The following is a 15,416-nucleotide window of genomic DNA, read 5'->3' as shown; positions in this document are numbered from 1 at the left end:
TCGGAAGCCTTACGCGTCGACCTTCGCCATGACCTCGTCCGAGACGTCGAAGTTGGCGAAGACGTTCTGGACGTCGTCGCTGTCCTCGAGCGCGTCGATCAGCTTGAAGATCTTGCGCGCGCCCTCTTCGTCGAGCTCCACCTGCATGGTGGGGACGAAGTTGGCCTCGGCCGAGTCGTAGTCGATGCCTTCCTTCTGGAGGGCGGTGCGGACCGCGACGAGGTCGGTGGCCTCGCTGAGGACCTCGAAGGACTCGCCGAGGTCGTTGACCTCCTCGGCACCGGCGTCCAGGACGGCGCCGAGCACGTCGTCCTCGCTGAGCTCGCCCTTGGGGACGATCACGACGCCCTTGCGGTTGAACAGGTAGGACACCGAGCCCGGGTCGGCCATGGAGCCGCCGTTGCGGGTCATGGCGACGCGCACGTCGGAGGCGGCGCGGTTGCGGTTGTCGGTGAGGCACTCGATGAGGACCGCAACGCCGTTCGGGCCGTAACCCTCGTACATGATCGTCTCGTAGTCGGCGCCGCCCGCCTCAAGACCGCCGCCGCGCTTGACCGCGGAGTCGATGTTCTTGTTCGGGACGGACTGCTTCTTCGCCTTCTGGATGGCGTCGTAGAGCGTCGGGTTGCCCTCGATGTCGACGCCGCCCATGCGAGCCGCGACCTCGATGTTCTTGATGAGCTTCGCGAAGAGCTTGCCGCGCTTGGCGTCGATCACGGCCTTCTTGTGCTTCGTCGTAGCCCATTTAGAGTGGCCGGACATCCGCCTGTCTCCTTCGCGTAACCAAATTCTGAGAACGAACGACTGAGATCCTACCGGGGCCGGGCTACTGGGCTGCGCGCACCATGTCCACGAAGTGGGCGTGGACCCGGTGGTCGCCGGTGAGCTCCGGGTGGAAGGACGTCGCCAGCACGTTGCCCTGGCGGACCGCGACGGTGTGGCCGTCGTGGGTGGCGACGATCTCGGCCGTGGCGCCGACGGACTCGACCCAGGGGGCGCGGATGAAGACGCCCTCGACGGGGCCGCCTTCGATGCCCGCCATGTCGACGGCCGCCTCGAAGGACTCGTTCTGCCGGCCGAAGGCGTTGCGGCGGACGATCATGTCTATGCCGCCGAGCGTCTCCTGGTCCTCACGTCCGTCCAGCAGCTTGTCGGCCAGCATGATCATGCCGGCGCAGGTGCCGTAGACGGGCATCCCGGCCCGCACGCGCTCGCGCAGCGGCTCCAGCATGCCGAAGACGACGGCGAGCTTGGACATGGTGGTGGACTCGCCACCGGGTATCACCAGGCCGTCGACCTCGGCGAGCTCCTCGGGGCGGCGGACCGGGCGGGCGAGCGCGTCGGAGGCGGCGAGGGCGACGAGGTGCTCGCGGACGTCGCCCTGCAGGGCGAGGACGCCGATGGTGGGGGTGGACACGGGGTTTCTCCGTCTCGGGTCTGGACGACGGCTGGGCGGCCCGCTGTGTGCGCGGGCCGCCCAGCCGGGGAAGCGGTGTGTTACCAGCCGCGGTTGGCGTAGCGCTCGGCCTCGGGCAGGGTGTCGCAGTTGATGCCGACCATGGCCTCGCCGAGGTTGCGGGAGGCGTCCGCGATGACCTTCGGGTCGTCGTAGAAGGTGGTGGCCTTCACGATGGCGGCGGCGCGCTTGGCCGGGTCGCCGGACTTGAAGATGCCGGAGCCGACGAAGACGCCCTCGGCGCCGAGCTGGCGCATCAGCGCGGCGTCGGCCGGGGTGGCCACGCCACCGGCGGAGAAGAGGACGACCGGCAGCTTGCCGAGCTCGGCGACCTCCTTGACGAGCTCGTACGGGGCGCGCAGGTCCTTGGCGGCGGCGAACAGCTCGTTGTTGTCGAAGCCGCGCAGCTTGGCGATCTCGTTCTTGATCTGGCGCAGGTGGCGCACGGCCTCCACGACGTTGCCGGTGCCGGCCTCGCCCTTGGAGCGGATCATGGCCGCGCCCTCGGCGATGCGGCGCAGGGCCTCGCCCAGGTTGGTGGCACCGCAGACGAAGGGGGTGGTGAAGGCCCACTTGTCGGAGTGGTTGATCTCGTCGGCCGGGGTGAGGACCTCGGACTCGTCGATGTAGTCGACGCCGAGCGACTGCAGGACCTGGGCCTCGACGAAGTGGCCGATGCGGGACTTGGCCATGACGGGGATGGAGACGGCCCCGATGATCTCCTCGATCATGTTGGGGTCGGACATCCGGGCCACGCCGCCGTCCTTGCGGATGTCGGCCGGCACCCGCTCGAGGGCCATGACCGCGACCGCGCCCGCGTCCTCGGCGATCTTCGCCTGCTCGGCGTTGACGACGTCCATGATCACGCCGCCCTTGAGCTGCTCGGCCATGCCGCGCTTGACGCGGGCGGTACCGGTCTCAGGGGTGGTGGACGTGCTGGGGACCGTGCTGGACACGTTGTGACCTCACTATCAAGGGCGGTGATGCTGCGCCCCTCATACAACCGATCCCGCTTTCCCCGGAAAAAGAGCCAATCCGAGGCCGGTGGCTTGTCCGGGGTGTCCGGAGAGGTCCGGTGGGCCTTGCGGAGACCCTGCCCGGGGGGGCCTGCCCGGCGGTCAGTGGCTCGTCCGCGCCTCCAGGACGGCGGGCGGTTCGTCGTCCATCTCGAAGGCCATCGGGAAGGGCGCGTGGCCCGCGAGCCGGAACCAGCGCACCACGCGGTGCTTGCGCACGGCACGGGCGGCGCGGACCGCGTCGTTGTGGAAGCGGCGGGCCATCGGCACCCGCCGGACCGCCTCGGACAGCTCGGTCAGGGACTCCTCGCCGCCGGGGGCCTCCCGGACGGCATCGACCTGCGGCACCTCCGCGAAGACCGCCCGCAGGGCCTGGCTCAGCTCGCTCTCGGCGACCTCGCGCTGCTCCTCCTCGGCCTGGCGTGCGGCGTGCGCGGCCTGGTAGAGCACGATCGAGGCGGCCGGGTCGAGGACTCCGGCCGTGCCCAGCTCCTGGGCGACCGAGGCGCGGCGCAGCAGCTGGGCGTCCAGCGCGGCGCGCGCGGCGTCGATGCGGCTGTGCAGGCGGTCCAGCCGGCCCGCGGTCCAGCTCAGATAGACGCCGATGACGACCAGGGCGGCGACGATCCAGATCAGTGTGGTCACGCCGGGCCACGTTACCGCTCGCCGGTCGGGCCGCTTCGCGCAGCGGGACCCACCACGGGCGGGGCGCTCGCGGGGGCTGCCGCACCGTCACCCGGAGCTCCGTCCCGGAGCCGGTCGCTGCCGGCCCGGACCGGTCCACGGTCGGCACAACACCTGCCGCCGCAACGGCGCATCGCCACGGCGGCGCGAGTCCGGCGGAATCCGGGAGCACCGGCACCCGTGCACAGGCCGTGATCCGCCGGAAGGCGCTAGTCGCGGGCCAGGCCGAAGCGGGCGCGCAGGCTCGTGCGCTCGTCGGCGGCGACGGAGGCCGCGCCTGCGGTGACCGTCTCGTAGACGGCCAGGATGTCGGCGCCCACGCGGGACCAGTCGAAGCGGCGCACGTGCGCCCTGCCGCGCTCGCTCAGGCCGGTCCGCAGGTCCTGGTCGCCCAGCAGCCGTACGGCCGCGGCGGCGAGCGCATCGGCGTCCTCGTTGGCGAACAGCTCCCCGGCCGAGCCCTGGTCGAGCACCTGGGCGAAGGCGTCCAGGTCGCTGGCGAGGACGGGAGCGCCCGCCGACATCGCCTCGACCAGGATGATGCCGAAGGACTCCCCGCCCGTATTGGGGGCCACGTAGACGTCGACGCTGCGCAGCAGCCGCGCCTTGTCCTCGTCGCTGACCATCCCGAGGAACTCGACGCGCTGGCGCATCTCCCGGGGCAGGCCCGCCACGGCCTCCTCCTCGTCGCCCCGGCCGGCGACCAGCAGCCGGGCGCCGGGGCACTCGGCGAAGATCTTCGGCAGGGCGCGCATCAGCACCGGCAGGCCCTTGCGCGGCTCGTCGATGCGGCCGATGAAGCCGATCGTCCCGCCCTGCCACTCCTCCTTGGGCTCGGCGCGGGCGAAGAAGTCCACGTCGACCCCGTTGGGGATGACCACGGCGTCGCCGCCGAGGTGCTCGACCAGCGTCCTGCGGGCGTATTCGCTGACCGCGATGCGCGCGCTGATCTTCTCCAGGGCGGGCTGGAGGATCGGGTAGGCGGCGATCATCGCCCGGGAGCGCGGATTGGAGGTGTGGAAGGTCGCCACGATCGGGCCCTGCGCGGCCCAGCAGGTCAGCAGACCCAGCGATGGGGAGGTGGGCTCGTGGATGTGGATGACGTCGAAGTCGCCGTCGTGCAGCCAGCGCCGCACCCGTGCGGCCGACAGGAAGCCGAAGTTCAGCCGCGCCACGGAGCCGTTGTACGGGACCGGGACGGCCCGTCCCGCCGAGACCACGAAGGGAGGCAGCGGCGTCTCGTCGTCCGCAGGGGCCAGCACCGACACCTCGTGGCCCAGCCGGATCAGGTGCTCGGCCAGGTCGCGGATGTGGAACTGCACGCCGCCGGGCACGTCCCACGAGTAGGGACAGACGATCCCGATCCTCATGCCTCGGCCCTCCGGTCGCTCTCGGCCCGGCCGGCACCCCGGTCCGGTGTGCCCTGCGCGCCCTGCGTCTCCTGCGCCGGCCCGTCCGCCGCTCCGTCCGCTCCCCCGGAGGGCCGGTCCGGGCGCGGGTCGAGGTCGGCGAGCCACAGCCGCTGGAGCATGTGCCAGTCCTGCGGGTGCTCGGCGATGCCGGAGGCGAAGGCGTCGGCGATGCGCTGCGTCATCACCGCGGCCTTCTCGGCGCGCGTGCCCTCCCCGGGCACCTCGATCGGGGCGTGCACCCGCCCCTGCATCACCGGCGAGCGGTCGTACCAGAGCGTCACGGGCATCAGCAGGGCCCCGGTCTGCACGGCCAGCATGGCGGGGCCGGCGGGCATCTTCGCGGCCTCGCCGAAGAACGTCACCTCTATCCCCGAGGAGGACAGGTCACGGTCGGCCACCAGGCAGACCAGGCCCCCGGCGCGCAGGCGGCGCGCCAGCGTGCCGAAGGCGCTGCCGCCCGCGTGGGGCAGCACCTCCATGCCCAGCCCCTCGCGGTAGGCGACGAAGCGGTCGTAGAGCGTCTCGGGCTTCAGCCGCTCGGCCACGGTCGTGAAGGGCACCCCCAGGCGGGTGGTCACCCATGCCCCGGCGAGGTCGTAGTTGCCCATGTGGGGCAGCGCGATCACCACGCCGCGCCCGCTCGCCAGGCCCTCCTCCAGGTGGTGCAGGCCCTCCGGGGCGAAAGCCGTGCGGATGCGCTCCGCGCTCCACGCCGGCAGCCGGAAGGACTCCATCCAGTAGCGCATGTACGAGCGCATGCCCGCCCGCGACAGCCGCGCCAGGCGCTCCGGGGACGCATCCGGCAGCACGCGCGCCAGATTGGCCTCCAGCCGCAGCACGCTCTTGCCGCGCCGCCGCCACGCCGCATCGGCGATCTGCTGCCCCAGCCGGACGGCCACCGGCTCCGGCAGCTTCTTGACCGTGGCCCAGCCGAGCCCGTACAGCGCGTCGGTCAGCCGCTCCTTCACCCGTTGCCACCGCCCTGCGCCGGGGAGGCCTCGGCAGCGGCCGCGGCCTCCGCCTCGGCGGATTCGCGGCGCACCGTCACCACCCGCTGGATCAGGGTGACCAGGCTGCCCACGGCCACGATCCACAGCGCCACCGGCAGCAGGTACTGGATGCCCGGCACGCCGAACTTGTGCAGGCCCGCGAAGCCGCACGCCACCAGCGAGATGACCAGCCGCTCGGCCCGTTCGACCAGGCCGTTCACGTTCACCGGCAGGCCGATGCTCTCGCCGCGCGCCTTGGTGTACGAGACGACCTGGCCGCTGGCGAGGCAGAAGATCGACACCGCGCACAGGATGGTGTCGTCACCGCCGCCCGCGTACCACAGGGCGAGGCCGCCGAAGATCGCCGAATCGGCGACCCGGTCGAGCGTGGAGTCCAGGAAGGCGCCCCAGCGGCTGGAGCGGCCCAGCTGGCGGGCCATGTTGCCGTCCACCAGGTCCGAGAAGACGAACAGGGTGATGACGACCGTGCCCCAGAAGAACTCCCCCTGGGGGTAGAAGACCAGTGCGCCCGCCACCACACCACCGGTACCGATGAGGGTCACCGCGTCGGGGCTGACGCCGAGGCGGATGAGCAGGGCGGCGAACGGCGTGAGAACACGCGTGAAGAACGCACGCGCGTACTTGTTCAGCATGGCCTTCCCGGAGGGGTGTCGTATCGGGCCGCGTGGTCAGGAGGCCACCGGCTGGCCCATCGTAGCCAGGCACCCCCGGACAGCCGCGCACGCACCGCTCGCAGCGGGAACACCGGTGCTCCCACCGCCCCCGGCGGCCCCCGTGCAGGGCGTGCGGGTGCGCCTCCGTGTGCGACGTATGGACGCAGCGTTACCGCAGTGGAAAGCTCGGTGTACCGCAGGTGTCGACCGGGAGGCGGGACACATGGGCGAGAAGACGGGCACGTACCCAGGGGCCGCGGGCAGAGCAGTATCGGCCGACCGGCCGAGCCACGTACGCAACGTGGTGCTGGTCGGCCACAGCGGCTCGGGAAAGACGACGCTGGTGGAGGCCCTCGCGCTGGCGACGGGCGCGGTCAACCGGGCCGGCCGCGTCGAGGACGGCGGCGCGCTGTCGGACTACGACGAGATCGAGCACCGCCAGCAGCGCTCGGTCCAGCTCTCGCTGGCCCCCGTCGAATGGGCCGGCATCAAGATCAATCTGCTGGACACCCCCGGCTACGCCGATTTCGTCGGGGAGCTCAGGGCCGGTCTGCGCGCAGCGGACGCGGCCCTTTTCGTCGTCTCGGCCGCCGAGGGCGCCGAGAACATCAACGGTGCCACCCGCATGGTCTGGGAGGAGTGCGCGGCCGTCGGCATGCCCCGCGCCATCGTCATCACCCATCTGGAGTCGGCCCGCTCCGACTTCGAGGAGATGACGGAGACCTGCCGCGCGGCCTTCGGCGGGGACTCCCCCGACGGCGTGCTGCCGCTCTACCTGCCGCTGCACGGGCCGGAGGGCGCCGACGGGCACCGCCCCGTCGCCGGCCTCATCGGCCTGCTCTCCCAGCGCGTCTTCGACTACTCCTCCGGCGAGCGGGCCGAGGCCGCACCCGGCCCCGAGCACCAGCCCCTCATCGAGGAGGCGCGCAACCGGCTCATCGAGGGCATCATCGCCGAGAGCGAGGACGAGACCCTCATGGACCGCTACCTCGGCGGCGAGGAGATCGACGTCAAGACCCTCGTCGAGGACCTGGAGCGCGCCGTGGCGCGCGGCAGCTTCCACCCCGTCCTCGCCGCGGCCCCCGCCCCCGAGGGCGCCAAACAGGGCCTGGGCACGATCGAGCTCCTGGAGCTGATCACCGGCGGCTTCCCCACCCCCCTCGAACGCGAGGTCCCGGCCGTCACCACCCCCGACGGCCGCCCCCACGCGCCCGTGACCTGCGACCCCGCGGGCCCGCTCGCCGCCGAGGTGATCAAGACCTCCTCCGACCCCTACGTCGGCAGGATCTCCCTCGTCCGCATCTTCTCCGGCACCCTGCGCCCCGACGAGACCGTTCACGTCTCCGGCCACGGCCTGGAGGACCGCGGCCACGAGAGCCACGACGTCGACGAGCGCATCGGCGCCCTCTCCTCGCCCTTCGGCAAACAGCAGCGGCCCCTCCCCCAGGCCATCGCCGGGGACATCGCCTGCGTCGCCAAGCTCAGCCGCGCCGAGACCGGCGATACGCTCTCCGCCAAGGGCGACCCCCTCCTCATGGAGCCCTGGCAGATGCCCGACCCGCTCCTGCCCGTGGCGATCCAGGCGCACAGCAAGCCCGACGAGGACAAGCTCTCCCAGGGCCTGTCCCGGCTCGTCGCCGAGGACCCCACCATGCGCCTGGAGCAGAACCCGCACACCCACCAGGTGGTCCTCTGGTGCCTGGGCGAAGCCCACCGCGACGTCGCCCTGGAACGGCTGCGCTCGCGCTACGGCGTCCAGGTCGACGTCGTGCCCCACAAGGTGTCGCTCCGCGAGACCTTCGGCACCAAGGCGGCCGGCCGCGGCCGGCACGTCAAGCAGTCCGGCGGCCACGGCCAGTACGCCATCTGCGAGATCGAGGTCGAACCGCTGCCCGGCGGCTCCGGCATCGAATTCGTCGACAAGGTCGTCGGCGGCGCCGTCCCCCGTCAGTTCATCCCCTCCGTGGAGAAGGGCGTCCGCGCCCAGGCCGCCCGCGGCGTCGCCGCCGGCCACCCCCTGGTCGACATCCGGGTCACCCTCCTCGACGGCAAGGCGCACTCGGTGGACTCCTCCGACGCCGCCTTCCAGACCGCGGGCGCCCTCGCCCTGCGCGAAGCCGCGGCCGAGGCCAGGATCCACCTCCTGGAGCCCGTCGCCGAGATCGAGGTCCTGGTCTCCGACGACTACGTCGGCCCCGTGATGAGCGACCTGTCCGGGCGGCGCGGCCGCGTCATCGGAACCGAGCAGTCCGGCGCGGGCCGCACCCTGGTGCGCGCCGAGGTGCCCGAGATCGAGATCGGCCGCTACGCCGTCGACCTGCGCTCCCTGTCGCACGGCACCGGCCGGTTCACCCGCTCCTACGCCCGCCACGAACCGATGCCCCCTCAGATCGCCGAGCGGCTGCGGGAATCGGCCGGATCCGGAGGGTAACGGGCGCAATCCGCCCGCCTCGCACCATCCGGGGCGGGCGGCCTTCACGATCTCTGCGACAGCCGGCACCCCGCGCCGATACGCTGGGTCCGCGGACCAACACGTATGACGCGGGCGGTCGTCGGCATCCGTCGAAGGCCGCAGGACCGGACATGCGCGGCATTGGGGGCAGCAGTGGCAGCAGGGGACCCGTTCGACTTCAGCCCCGGGGCGCAGATCCCGCTCTCGGGCTCCTCGGGACAGACCGCGGCGACGCAGGCGCTCGCCTCCGCCGCCTACCGCGACGGACCGGTCGACCAGCTCCTCAAGGCCAACTCCGACTGGGCCAAGTCCGAGGTCAAGGCGCCCCGCATATCGCTCTTCGAGCCCAACCTGGGCGAGGCCTTCGCCCGCGCCGTCCAGCTGCGCGTGCTCGGCGGCGGCCGCAAGCCCCTCATCCAGTCCTTCGGCCTCGACCCGCAGCCCGTCGTCGAGCACTGCCTCGCGGCCAACCGCATCCGCAAGCAGCGCGACACCAAACTCACCCTGATCATGGCCGTCTGCGGGCTGCTCTTCCTGCCCGGCGTCCTGCTCTGGCTGGGCGTCTTCCAGCTCCGCCGCACCATCGCCGGCGCCCAGAACAAGCGCGCCGGCGCCCTCGGCACGGCCCTCCTCGTGGCCCTCGGCATCCTCGCCGCCATCCTCCTGGTGAAGCTGCCCTTCCACGGCTTCTGGGCCTTCTACCTGCGCGCCATGCTCATCGCCCCGCTCGTCGGCGGCTTCTGGGCCAGGACCGTCTGCGAGCGCACCGCCAAGGACCTCCGCGAGCGCTGGACGGGCCTGCTCTCCGGCGGCGGCATCGGCGCCAAGATCCCCGAAGCCGTCCCCAAGAACCCCGGCGAGACCGCCGCCGAGCGACTCCGCCAGTCCCTGGAGCGCCTCGCCGCCGAGCAGCAGAGCAACGTCGCCTTCTACGCCGGCACCAAGGGCATCCTCGGCATGGGCACCCGCTGGGGCAGCTGGCACCTCGCCGAGGAGCTCGTCCCGCTCGACCCCGGCAAGGAGATCAACCCCTTCCGCAGCTGGGACGTCGTCCGCGCCATCCACGACCAGCTCCACCTCCTGGAGCGCAGCCCCCTGCACACCGGCGGCTTCCCCGCCCCCTCCGTCGAGCACTGGGTCGTCTCGGACGTCGGCGAGGGCGCCGGCGCCGTCTCCCGCCCCGAAGGCACCGACGGCTTCCAGATAAGGGGCGCCGAGCTCCAGAAGATCTGCAACGAGCAGCAGTTCGGCGCCGGCAGCCGGCACTACCTCGGCGTCCAGTTCGTCCTCTGGGACGGCCAGCTCGTCATCACCCTCCTGATCACCGTCACCGTCCTCCACAAGACCCTGCGCATCGAGGTCACCGGGCACGCCCTCGGCCCCGTCAGCGGCGTCTTCATGGGCAAGCCCGCCGCCCGCACCAAGACCACCCCCAAGACCATCAAGTTCTGGGAGAACCGGACCAGGACCCTCTCCGTCGTCCCGCCCCGCGAGGTCGTCCGCCTCGCCGCCCGCGCCCCCCTCACCTGGTATCCCCCGCTCCTGGAGTACTGGGGCGGCAAGCTCGTCCTGCCCGAGCCCTTCGGCCTGCGGCACGCCTGGGCCGAGAAGCCCTGGCGGCACCGCTTCATGGCCGACGACGCCCTGCGCGCCACCACCCCCGTCCTGCGCGTGGTGCACGAGGCCGCCCTGCGCGTCCTCAAGGAGCACGGCGTGAACACCGACCGCTTCAACAGCCGCGCCATGTCCCTCAGCGGCGCCGTCCAGGACGCCAAGCCGGGCGCAGCGGACGTCTACAACGCCTGACCGGCGTCCGCCCGCCGCGCCTGACCCGCCGTCACTCGCCGGGTCTCACCGGAAGATTCCGGTGTGGCCCAGCGAGTACCGGCCCGGCTGCGGATAGACCGCGAGGCCGTGCGGCCCCGCCCCGACCGGGATCTTGGCGATCTGGTGCCCGTCCCGGGTGTCGATGGCGTACACCTCCGAGTCGTAACGCCCCGACAGCCACAGCACATTGCCGTCCGCCGACACCCCGCCCATGTCCGGGCTCCCGCCCTCCGGCAGCTCCCACTTCTTCACCAGCTTGCGGCTCGGCAGGTCCAGCACCGAGACCGAGCCCTCGCCCCGGTTGGAGATGTACATCGACTTCGAGTCCCGGCTCACGTACAGCCCGTGCGCGCCCTTGCCCGTCGGCATCAGCCACGGCTCGGTGAACTTGTCACCGTCCAGCACCCACACCCCGTCCGCCATCATGTCGGCGACGTACCAGGTCTTGCCGTCGGAGGCGATCTTCACGTCCTGCGGCATCGCGCCCTCGAACGGCAGCTTCTGCTGACCGATCACCTTCATCTTCGCCGTGTCGACCTTCAGCAGCTCGCCCGAGAACTCGCACGAGACGATGAAGTACCTCCCGTCCGGCGAGAAGTCCGCGTGGTTCACCCCCTTGCACGACACCGGCTCCGTCTTCTTCCGCTTCATGGTCTGGGCGTCCCGGAACACCAGCTCCCGGTCCATCGACGCCATCACCACCGCGTACTTGCCGTCCGGTGTGAAATAGAGGTTGTACGGATCGTGGACGTCGACCGTCCGCCCCTTCTTCCCCGTGGCCGGGTCGATCGCCGTCAGCGTGTGACCGCGGTCGTTGTTCACCCACAGCGTCTTCATGTCCCACGACGGCACCACGTGCTGCGGCTGGTTCCCCACCGGGATCGTCTCGATCACCTTGTACGTCTTCGGATCGATCACGCTCACCGTGTTCGACTCCGTATTGGGCACGTACACCCGCGACGGGAAGTCCTTCACCACCGGCGACAGCTGATTGGGCCGGTCCGCCGCGTACAGGTCGTTCGGATCCAGCAGCGGCGGCATGCCGGGCAGCCCCGCGGCCGGCGCGGCGCCCCGCCGCTCCTGCTGCTGCCCCTCCTTGTGCGGAGCGCGGTCGGCGGCCTCCGTACCGGAGTCCCCTCCGCAGCCGGAGGCCAGCAGGGCACAGGCGGCGGCGAACAGCACGGCACGGTGCACCCCGCGCAGACGCGGCCGGCGCAGAGAGCTCGGGAACGAGGAGAACTGGTTCATCAGGTCAGCAGCTCCGTTGTCGTCACCGCGCGCAGACCGCGGCGGTGCAGGCCGTCGAGGATCGCGGGCAGCGCGGCCACGGTGCCCGCGTGCCCGAAGTGCAGGCTCACCACCGACCCGGGCCGCACCGCCTTCAGCACGGTGCGCCGGACCGCCTCCGGCCCGGGATCGGTGAAGTCCAGGGAGTCCACGTCGTAGGAGAGAACGTGCGGATAACCGGCCTGGCGGGCCAGCCGGGCCACCTGCTCGGTGGCGAGCCGCGCCCGCGAGGGCCGGAACCAGCGGCCGATCCCGCCCGTCAGCCGCCGCAGCCGCTCCGCGCACTCGGTGATCTCCGCCGAGGCCGCGGCCGCGGGCATCATACAGATGTCGAGGTGGTGCATCGTGTGATTGCCCAGCTCGTGGCCGCCGTCGAGGATCCGCCGTGCGAGCTGCGGATAGGCGTCCAGCCAGGTGCCCACGGCGAGCACGGTCACCCGCGCCCCGGCCCGCTCGGCCTCCCCCAGCAGCCCGGTGATGGGCTTCGGATCGCCTTGGCCGTGGAAGGTCAGCGCCACGTCCTTGCCGGTACGGGGGCCGTGCTCGATCTGGGCGGGGAGCCCCGGCGGGAGCGGGGCCAGGGTGAGGGCGGGGGGCTTCGACACCGACGGCGCCCCGGACGCCGCGGGGTTCTTCGAAGCGCCCGGCTTACGGGACGCGCCCGGCTTGGTGGACGCACCGGGCTTGGTGGACGCGCCGGGCCCCGCGGACCGCTCGGCCGACGCGCCGGCCCGTCCGGAAGGATCCGCCGCCCGGGCCCCTGCCTCACCGTCCGACCGGCCGCAGCCCGCGCCGGCGGCCCCGGCGAGGGCACCGCCGGCGGCCGCGCGCAGCACGGTGCGGCGGTGAAGGAAGGTCACCGCCCCATTAGAACTTCTTTTAATTAAGACTTTGGGACATTTGCCCGTTTTTCTCTGACGCGTGTCCTCAGGCGTCCGGCCAGGCGTCCGCGAGCATCTTGCGGGTGTCCGCCAGCAGTTGGGGCAGCACCTTGGTGTGGCCGATCACCGGCATGAAATTCGTGTCGCCGCCCCAGCGGGGGACCACGTGCTGGTGCAGGTGGGCGGCGATGCCGGCGCCGGCGGTGTCGCCCTGGTTCATGCCGATGTTGAACCCGTGCGCGCCGGAGGCGGTGCGCAGCGCGGTCATGGCCCGCTTGGTGAAGTCCGCGAGCTCGGCCGTCTCGGCGACGTCGAGCTCGGTGTAGTCGGCGACGTGCCGGAAGGGCACGACCATGAGGTGGCCGCCGTTGTACGGGTACAGGTTCAGCACGGCGTAGACGCGCTCACCCCGGGCGATGACCAGCCCGTCCTCGTCGCTCTTCTCCGGGATCGAGCAGAACGGGCACCCGTCACCGGACCCCGGCCCGGTCGGCTTGTTCTCGCCTTGGATGTACGCCATCCGGTGGGGCGTCCACAGTCGCTGGAACGCGTCCGGCGCCCCGACTCCGATCTGCTGCTCCGGCTCACTCGTCATGCTGTGCAGCATATGGGCCCCGGAGCGCCGTCGACGCTCCGGGGCCCGTTCGTCCCTGATTCCCGGGTCAGACCTGGACGCGGTCCTCGACGACCTTGAGGATCTCGGCCAGCGCCTCGGCGCGCGGGATGCCGTTCTTCTGCGAACCGTCGCGGTAGCGGAAGGACACCGTGCCGGCCGCCATGTCCTCGTCACCGACGATGATCATGAACGGAACCTTGAGCTTCTGGTGGTTCCTGATCTTCTTCTGCATACGGTCCGAGGAGGCGTCCACCTCGACCCGCAGGCCCTTCTTCTTCGCGTCGGCCGCGAACTCCTGCAGGTACTCGACGTGGGCGTCGCCGATCGGGATGCCGACCGCCTGCACCGGGGCCAGCCACGCCGGGAAGGCACCCGCGTAGTGCTCCAGGAGCACCGCGAAGAAGCGCTCGATCGAGCCGAACAGCGCGCGGTGGATCATGACCGGCTGCTGGCGCGAGCCGTCCGCCGAGGTGTACTGCAGGTCGAAGCGCTCCGGCAGGTTGAAGTCGAGCTGGATGGTCGACATCTGCCAGGTGCGGCCGATCGCGTCCTTGGCCTGGACGGAGATCTTCGGGCCGTAGAACGCCGCGCCGCCCGGGTCGGCGACGAGCTCCAGGCCCTGCTTCTCGGCCACCTTGCGCAGCGTCTCGGTGGCCTCCTCCCAGGCCTCGTCCGAGCCGACGAACTTCTCCGGGTCCTTGGTGGACAGCTCCAGGTAGAAGTCGTTCAGGCCGTAGTCGCGCAGCAGGTCCAGGACGAAGGTGAGGGTCCGGTCCAGCTCCTCGCCCATCTGCTCGCGGGTGCAGTAGATGTGCGCGTCGTCCTGCGTGAAGCCGCGGGCGCGGGTGAGGCCGTGCACGACGCCCGACTTCTCGTACCGGTACACGGTCCCGAACTCGAACAGCCGCAGCGGCAGCTCGCGGTACGAGCGTCCCCGGGCGTCGAAGATCAGGTTGTGCATCGGGCAGTTCATGGGCTTGAGGTAGTAGTCCACGCCCTCGTCGAGCTGCATGGGCGGGTACATGCCGTCGGCGTACCAGTCCAGGTGGCCCGAGGTCTCGAAGAGCTTCCCCTTGGTGGCGTGGGGGGTGTAGACGAACTCGTACCCCTCTTCCTCGTGCCGCTTGCGGGAGTAGTCCTCCATGACCCGGCGGATGATGCCGCCCTTGGGGTGGAAGACGGCCAGGCCCGAGCCGATCTGCTCCGGGATGGAGAAGAGGTCCAGCTCCGAGCCGAGGCGGCGGTGGTCGCGCTTCTCGGCCTCGGCCAGGAAGTCCAGGTGCGCCTTCAGCTCGTCCTTCGACGGCCACGCGGTGCCGTAGATGCGCTGGAGCATCGGGTTCTTCTCGCTGCCGCGCCAGTACGCGGCGGCGTTGCGCATCAGCTTGAACGCCGGGATGACACGGGTGGTGGGCAGGTGCGGACCGCGGCAGAGGTCCTTCCAGCACAGGTCGCCGGTCTTCGGGTCCAGGTTGTCGTAGATCGTCAGCTCGCCGGCGCCGACCTCGACGTCCGCGCCGTCGTCGTGCGAGGCGGAGCCCTTGAGGCCGATCAGCTCCAGCTTGTACGGCTCGGCCGCGAGCTCGTCGCGGGCCTCCTCGTCGGTGACCACGCGGCGCGAGAAGCGCTGGCCACGCTTCTGGATCTCCTGCATCTTCTTCTCGATGGCCTTGAGGTCATCGGGGGTGAAGGGCTTCTCGACGTCGAAGTCGTAGTAGAAGCCGTCCTTGACCGGCGGGCCGATGCCCAGCTTGGCCTCGGGGAAGAGCTCCTGCACGGCCTGGGCCATGACGTGCGCGGTCGAGTGGCGCAGGATGTCGAGGCCGTCCTTGGAGGAGACCTCGACGGCCTCGATCTCCTCGCCGTCGGCGACGACGTACGCGAGGTCCTTGAGCTCGCCCGCGACGCGCGCGGCGACGACGGTGCGCTCACCGGCGAAGAGGTCGGCAGCCGTAGTGCCCGTCGTCACCACGCGCTCTTCCCGCTCGGAATCGCGTTGGATGATCACACGGACGTCTGACACCGGTCTCTCCTGACGTATGGGGTGCACAGCGGTCACTGCGCGCCTGAATCGTACCGAGACCGGCAGCCTGGTCGCGAAACGGTTTCCCGGGCGACCGGG

The 15,416-nt window shown here is 71.3% G+C and carries 13 protein-coding genes; 2 read left to right on the top strand and 11 right to left on the bottom strand.

The features are described 5' to 3' along the window. Positions 1 to 9: 9 nt before the first annotated feature. The 7 genes from AS857_RS23595 to pgsA form a co-directional block, all read right to left on the bottom strand. Positions 10 to 762: a YebC/PmpR family DNA-binding transcriptional regulator gene (locus tag AS857_RS23595; protein WP_058045263.1), complete on the bottom strand. Its 753-nt coding sequence runs from the start codon at positions 760 to 762 to the stop codon at positions 10 to 12. 64 nt (positions 763 to 826) lie between these two features. Next, the gene (gene pdxT / locus AS857_RS23590) at positions 827 to 1,417 is read right to left on the bottom strand and encodes a pyridoxal 5'-phosphate synthase glutaminase subunit PdxT (RefSeq protein WP_058045262.1); all 591 of its coding nucleotides are present in this window, start codon (positions 1,415 to 1,417) and stop codon (positions 827 to 829) included. A gap of 80 nt (positions 1,418 to 1,497) precedes the next feature. After that, entirely contained in the window at positions 1,498 to 2,412 is a 915-nt protein-coding gene (gene pdxS, locus AS857_RS23585) for a pyridoxal 5'-phosphate synthase lyase subunit PdxS (protein WP_030365296.1), read from the bottom strand. A 162-nt stretch (positions 2,413 to 2,574) separates the two neighbouring features. Beyond that, positions 2,575 to 3,117, bottom strand: coding sequence for a LemA family protein (locus tag AS857_RS23580; RefSeq protein ID WP_058045261.1), 543 nt, complete (start codon positions 3,115 to 3,117; stop codon positions 2,575 to 2,577). Between the two features lie 248 nt (positions 3,118 to 3,365). Next, entirely contained in the window at positions 3,366 to 4,526 is a 1,161-nt protein-coding gene (locus AS857_RS23575) for a glycosyltransferase family 4 protein (RefSeq protein WP_058045260.1), read from the bottom strand. Beyond that, on the bottom strand, positions 4,523 to 5,536 hold the full coding sequence (locus AS857_RS23570) for a phosphatidylinositol mannoside acyltransferase (protein WP_058045259.1): 1,014 nt from the start codon (positions 5,534 to 5,536) through the stop codon (positions 4,523 to 4,525). Before AS857_RS23570 ends, AS857_RS23575 begins: the two co-directional genes overlap by 4 nt. Continuing rightward, positions 5,533 to 6,210 carry a phosphatidylinositol phosphate synthase gene (gene pgsA / locus AS857_RS23565; RefSeq protein WP_058045258.1) on the bottom strand — a complete coding sequence of 226 codons (678 nt, stop codon included), beginning with the start codon at positions 6,208 to 6,210 and terminating at the stop codon, positions 5,533 to 5,535. The genes AS857_RS23570 and pgsA overlap by 4 nt, the downstream gene beginning before the upstream one ends. A gap of 244 nt (positions 6,211 to 6,454) precedes the next feature. Between pgsA and AS857_RS23560 the strand changes: the two genes are divergently transcribed. Both AS857_RS23560 and AS857_RS23555 read left to right on the top strand, forming a co-directional pair. After that, positions 6,455 to 8,662, top strand: a complete 2,208-nt coding sequence (locus tag AS857_RS23560; RefSeq protein WP_058045257.1) for an elongation factor G-like protein EF-G2 — start codon at positions 6,455 to 6,457, stop codon at positions 8,660 to 8,662. A gap of 105 nt (positions 8,663 to 8,767) precedes the next feature. Further along, positions 8,768 to 10,489 carry a hypothetical protein gene (locus tag AS857_RS23555; protein WP_420823960.1) on the top strand — a complete coding sequence of 574 codons (1,722 nt, stop codon included), beginning with the start codon at positions 8,768 to 8,770 and terminating at the stop codon, positions 10,487 to 10,489. 45 nt (positions 10,490 to 10,534) lie between these two features. On the opposite strand, the gene AS857_RS23550 is transcribed toward AS857_RS23555, so the two are convergent. The 4 genes from AS857_RS23550 to thrS all read right to left on the bottom strand — a co-directional run bounded on the left by AS857_RS23550 (position 10,535) and on the right by thrS (position 15,317). Then, entirely contained in the window at positions 10,535 to 11,758 is a 1,224-nt protein-coding gene (locus tag AS857_RS23550; RefSeq protein WP_058045255.1) for a YncE family protein, read from the bottom strand. Beyond that, positions 11,758 to 12,657 (bottom strand): polysaccharide deacetylase family protein, encoded by a 900-nt coding sequence (locus AS857_RS23545; RefSeq protein WP_058045254.1) that lies wholly within the window; start codon positions 12,655 to 12,657, stop codon positions 11,758 to 11,760. Before AS857_RS23545 ends, AS857_RS23550 begins: the two co-directional genes overlap by 1 nt. Positions 12,658 to 12,724: 67 nt before the next feature. Continuing rightward, positions 12,725 to 13,285 (bottom strand): HIT family protein, encoded by a 561-nt coding sequence (locus AS857_RS23540; protein WP_058045253.1) that lies wholly within the window; start codon positions 13,283 to 13,285, stop codon positions 12,725 to 12,727. A 55-nt stretch (positions 13,286 to 13,340) separates the two neighbouring features. Further along, positions 13,341 to 15,317: a threonine--tRNA ligase gene (gene thrS, locus AS857_RS23535; protein WP_058045252.1), complete on the bottom strand. Its 1,977-nt coding sequence runs from the start codon at positions 15,315 to 15,317 to the stop codon at positions 13,341 to 13,343. Between the last annotated feature and the right edge of the window lie 99 nt (positions 15,318 to 15,416).

The sequence above is a fragment of the Streptomyces roseifaciens genome, from assembly GCF_001445655.1.
GTDB classification, from domain to species: domain Bacteria; phylum Actinomycetota; class Actinomycetes; order Streptomycetales; family Streptomycetaceae; genus Streptomyces; species Streptomyces aureoversilis.
Note: the sequence above shows the minus strand (reverse complement) of the source record. Positions and strands in the feature narration are given on the sequence as shown.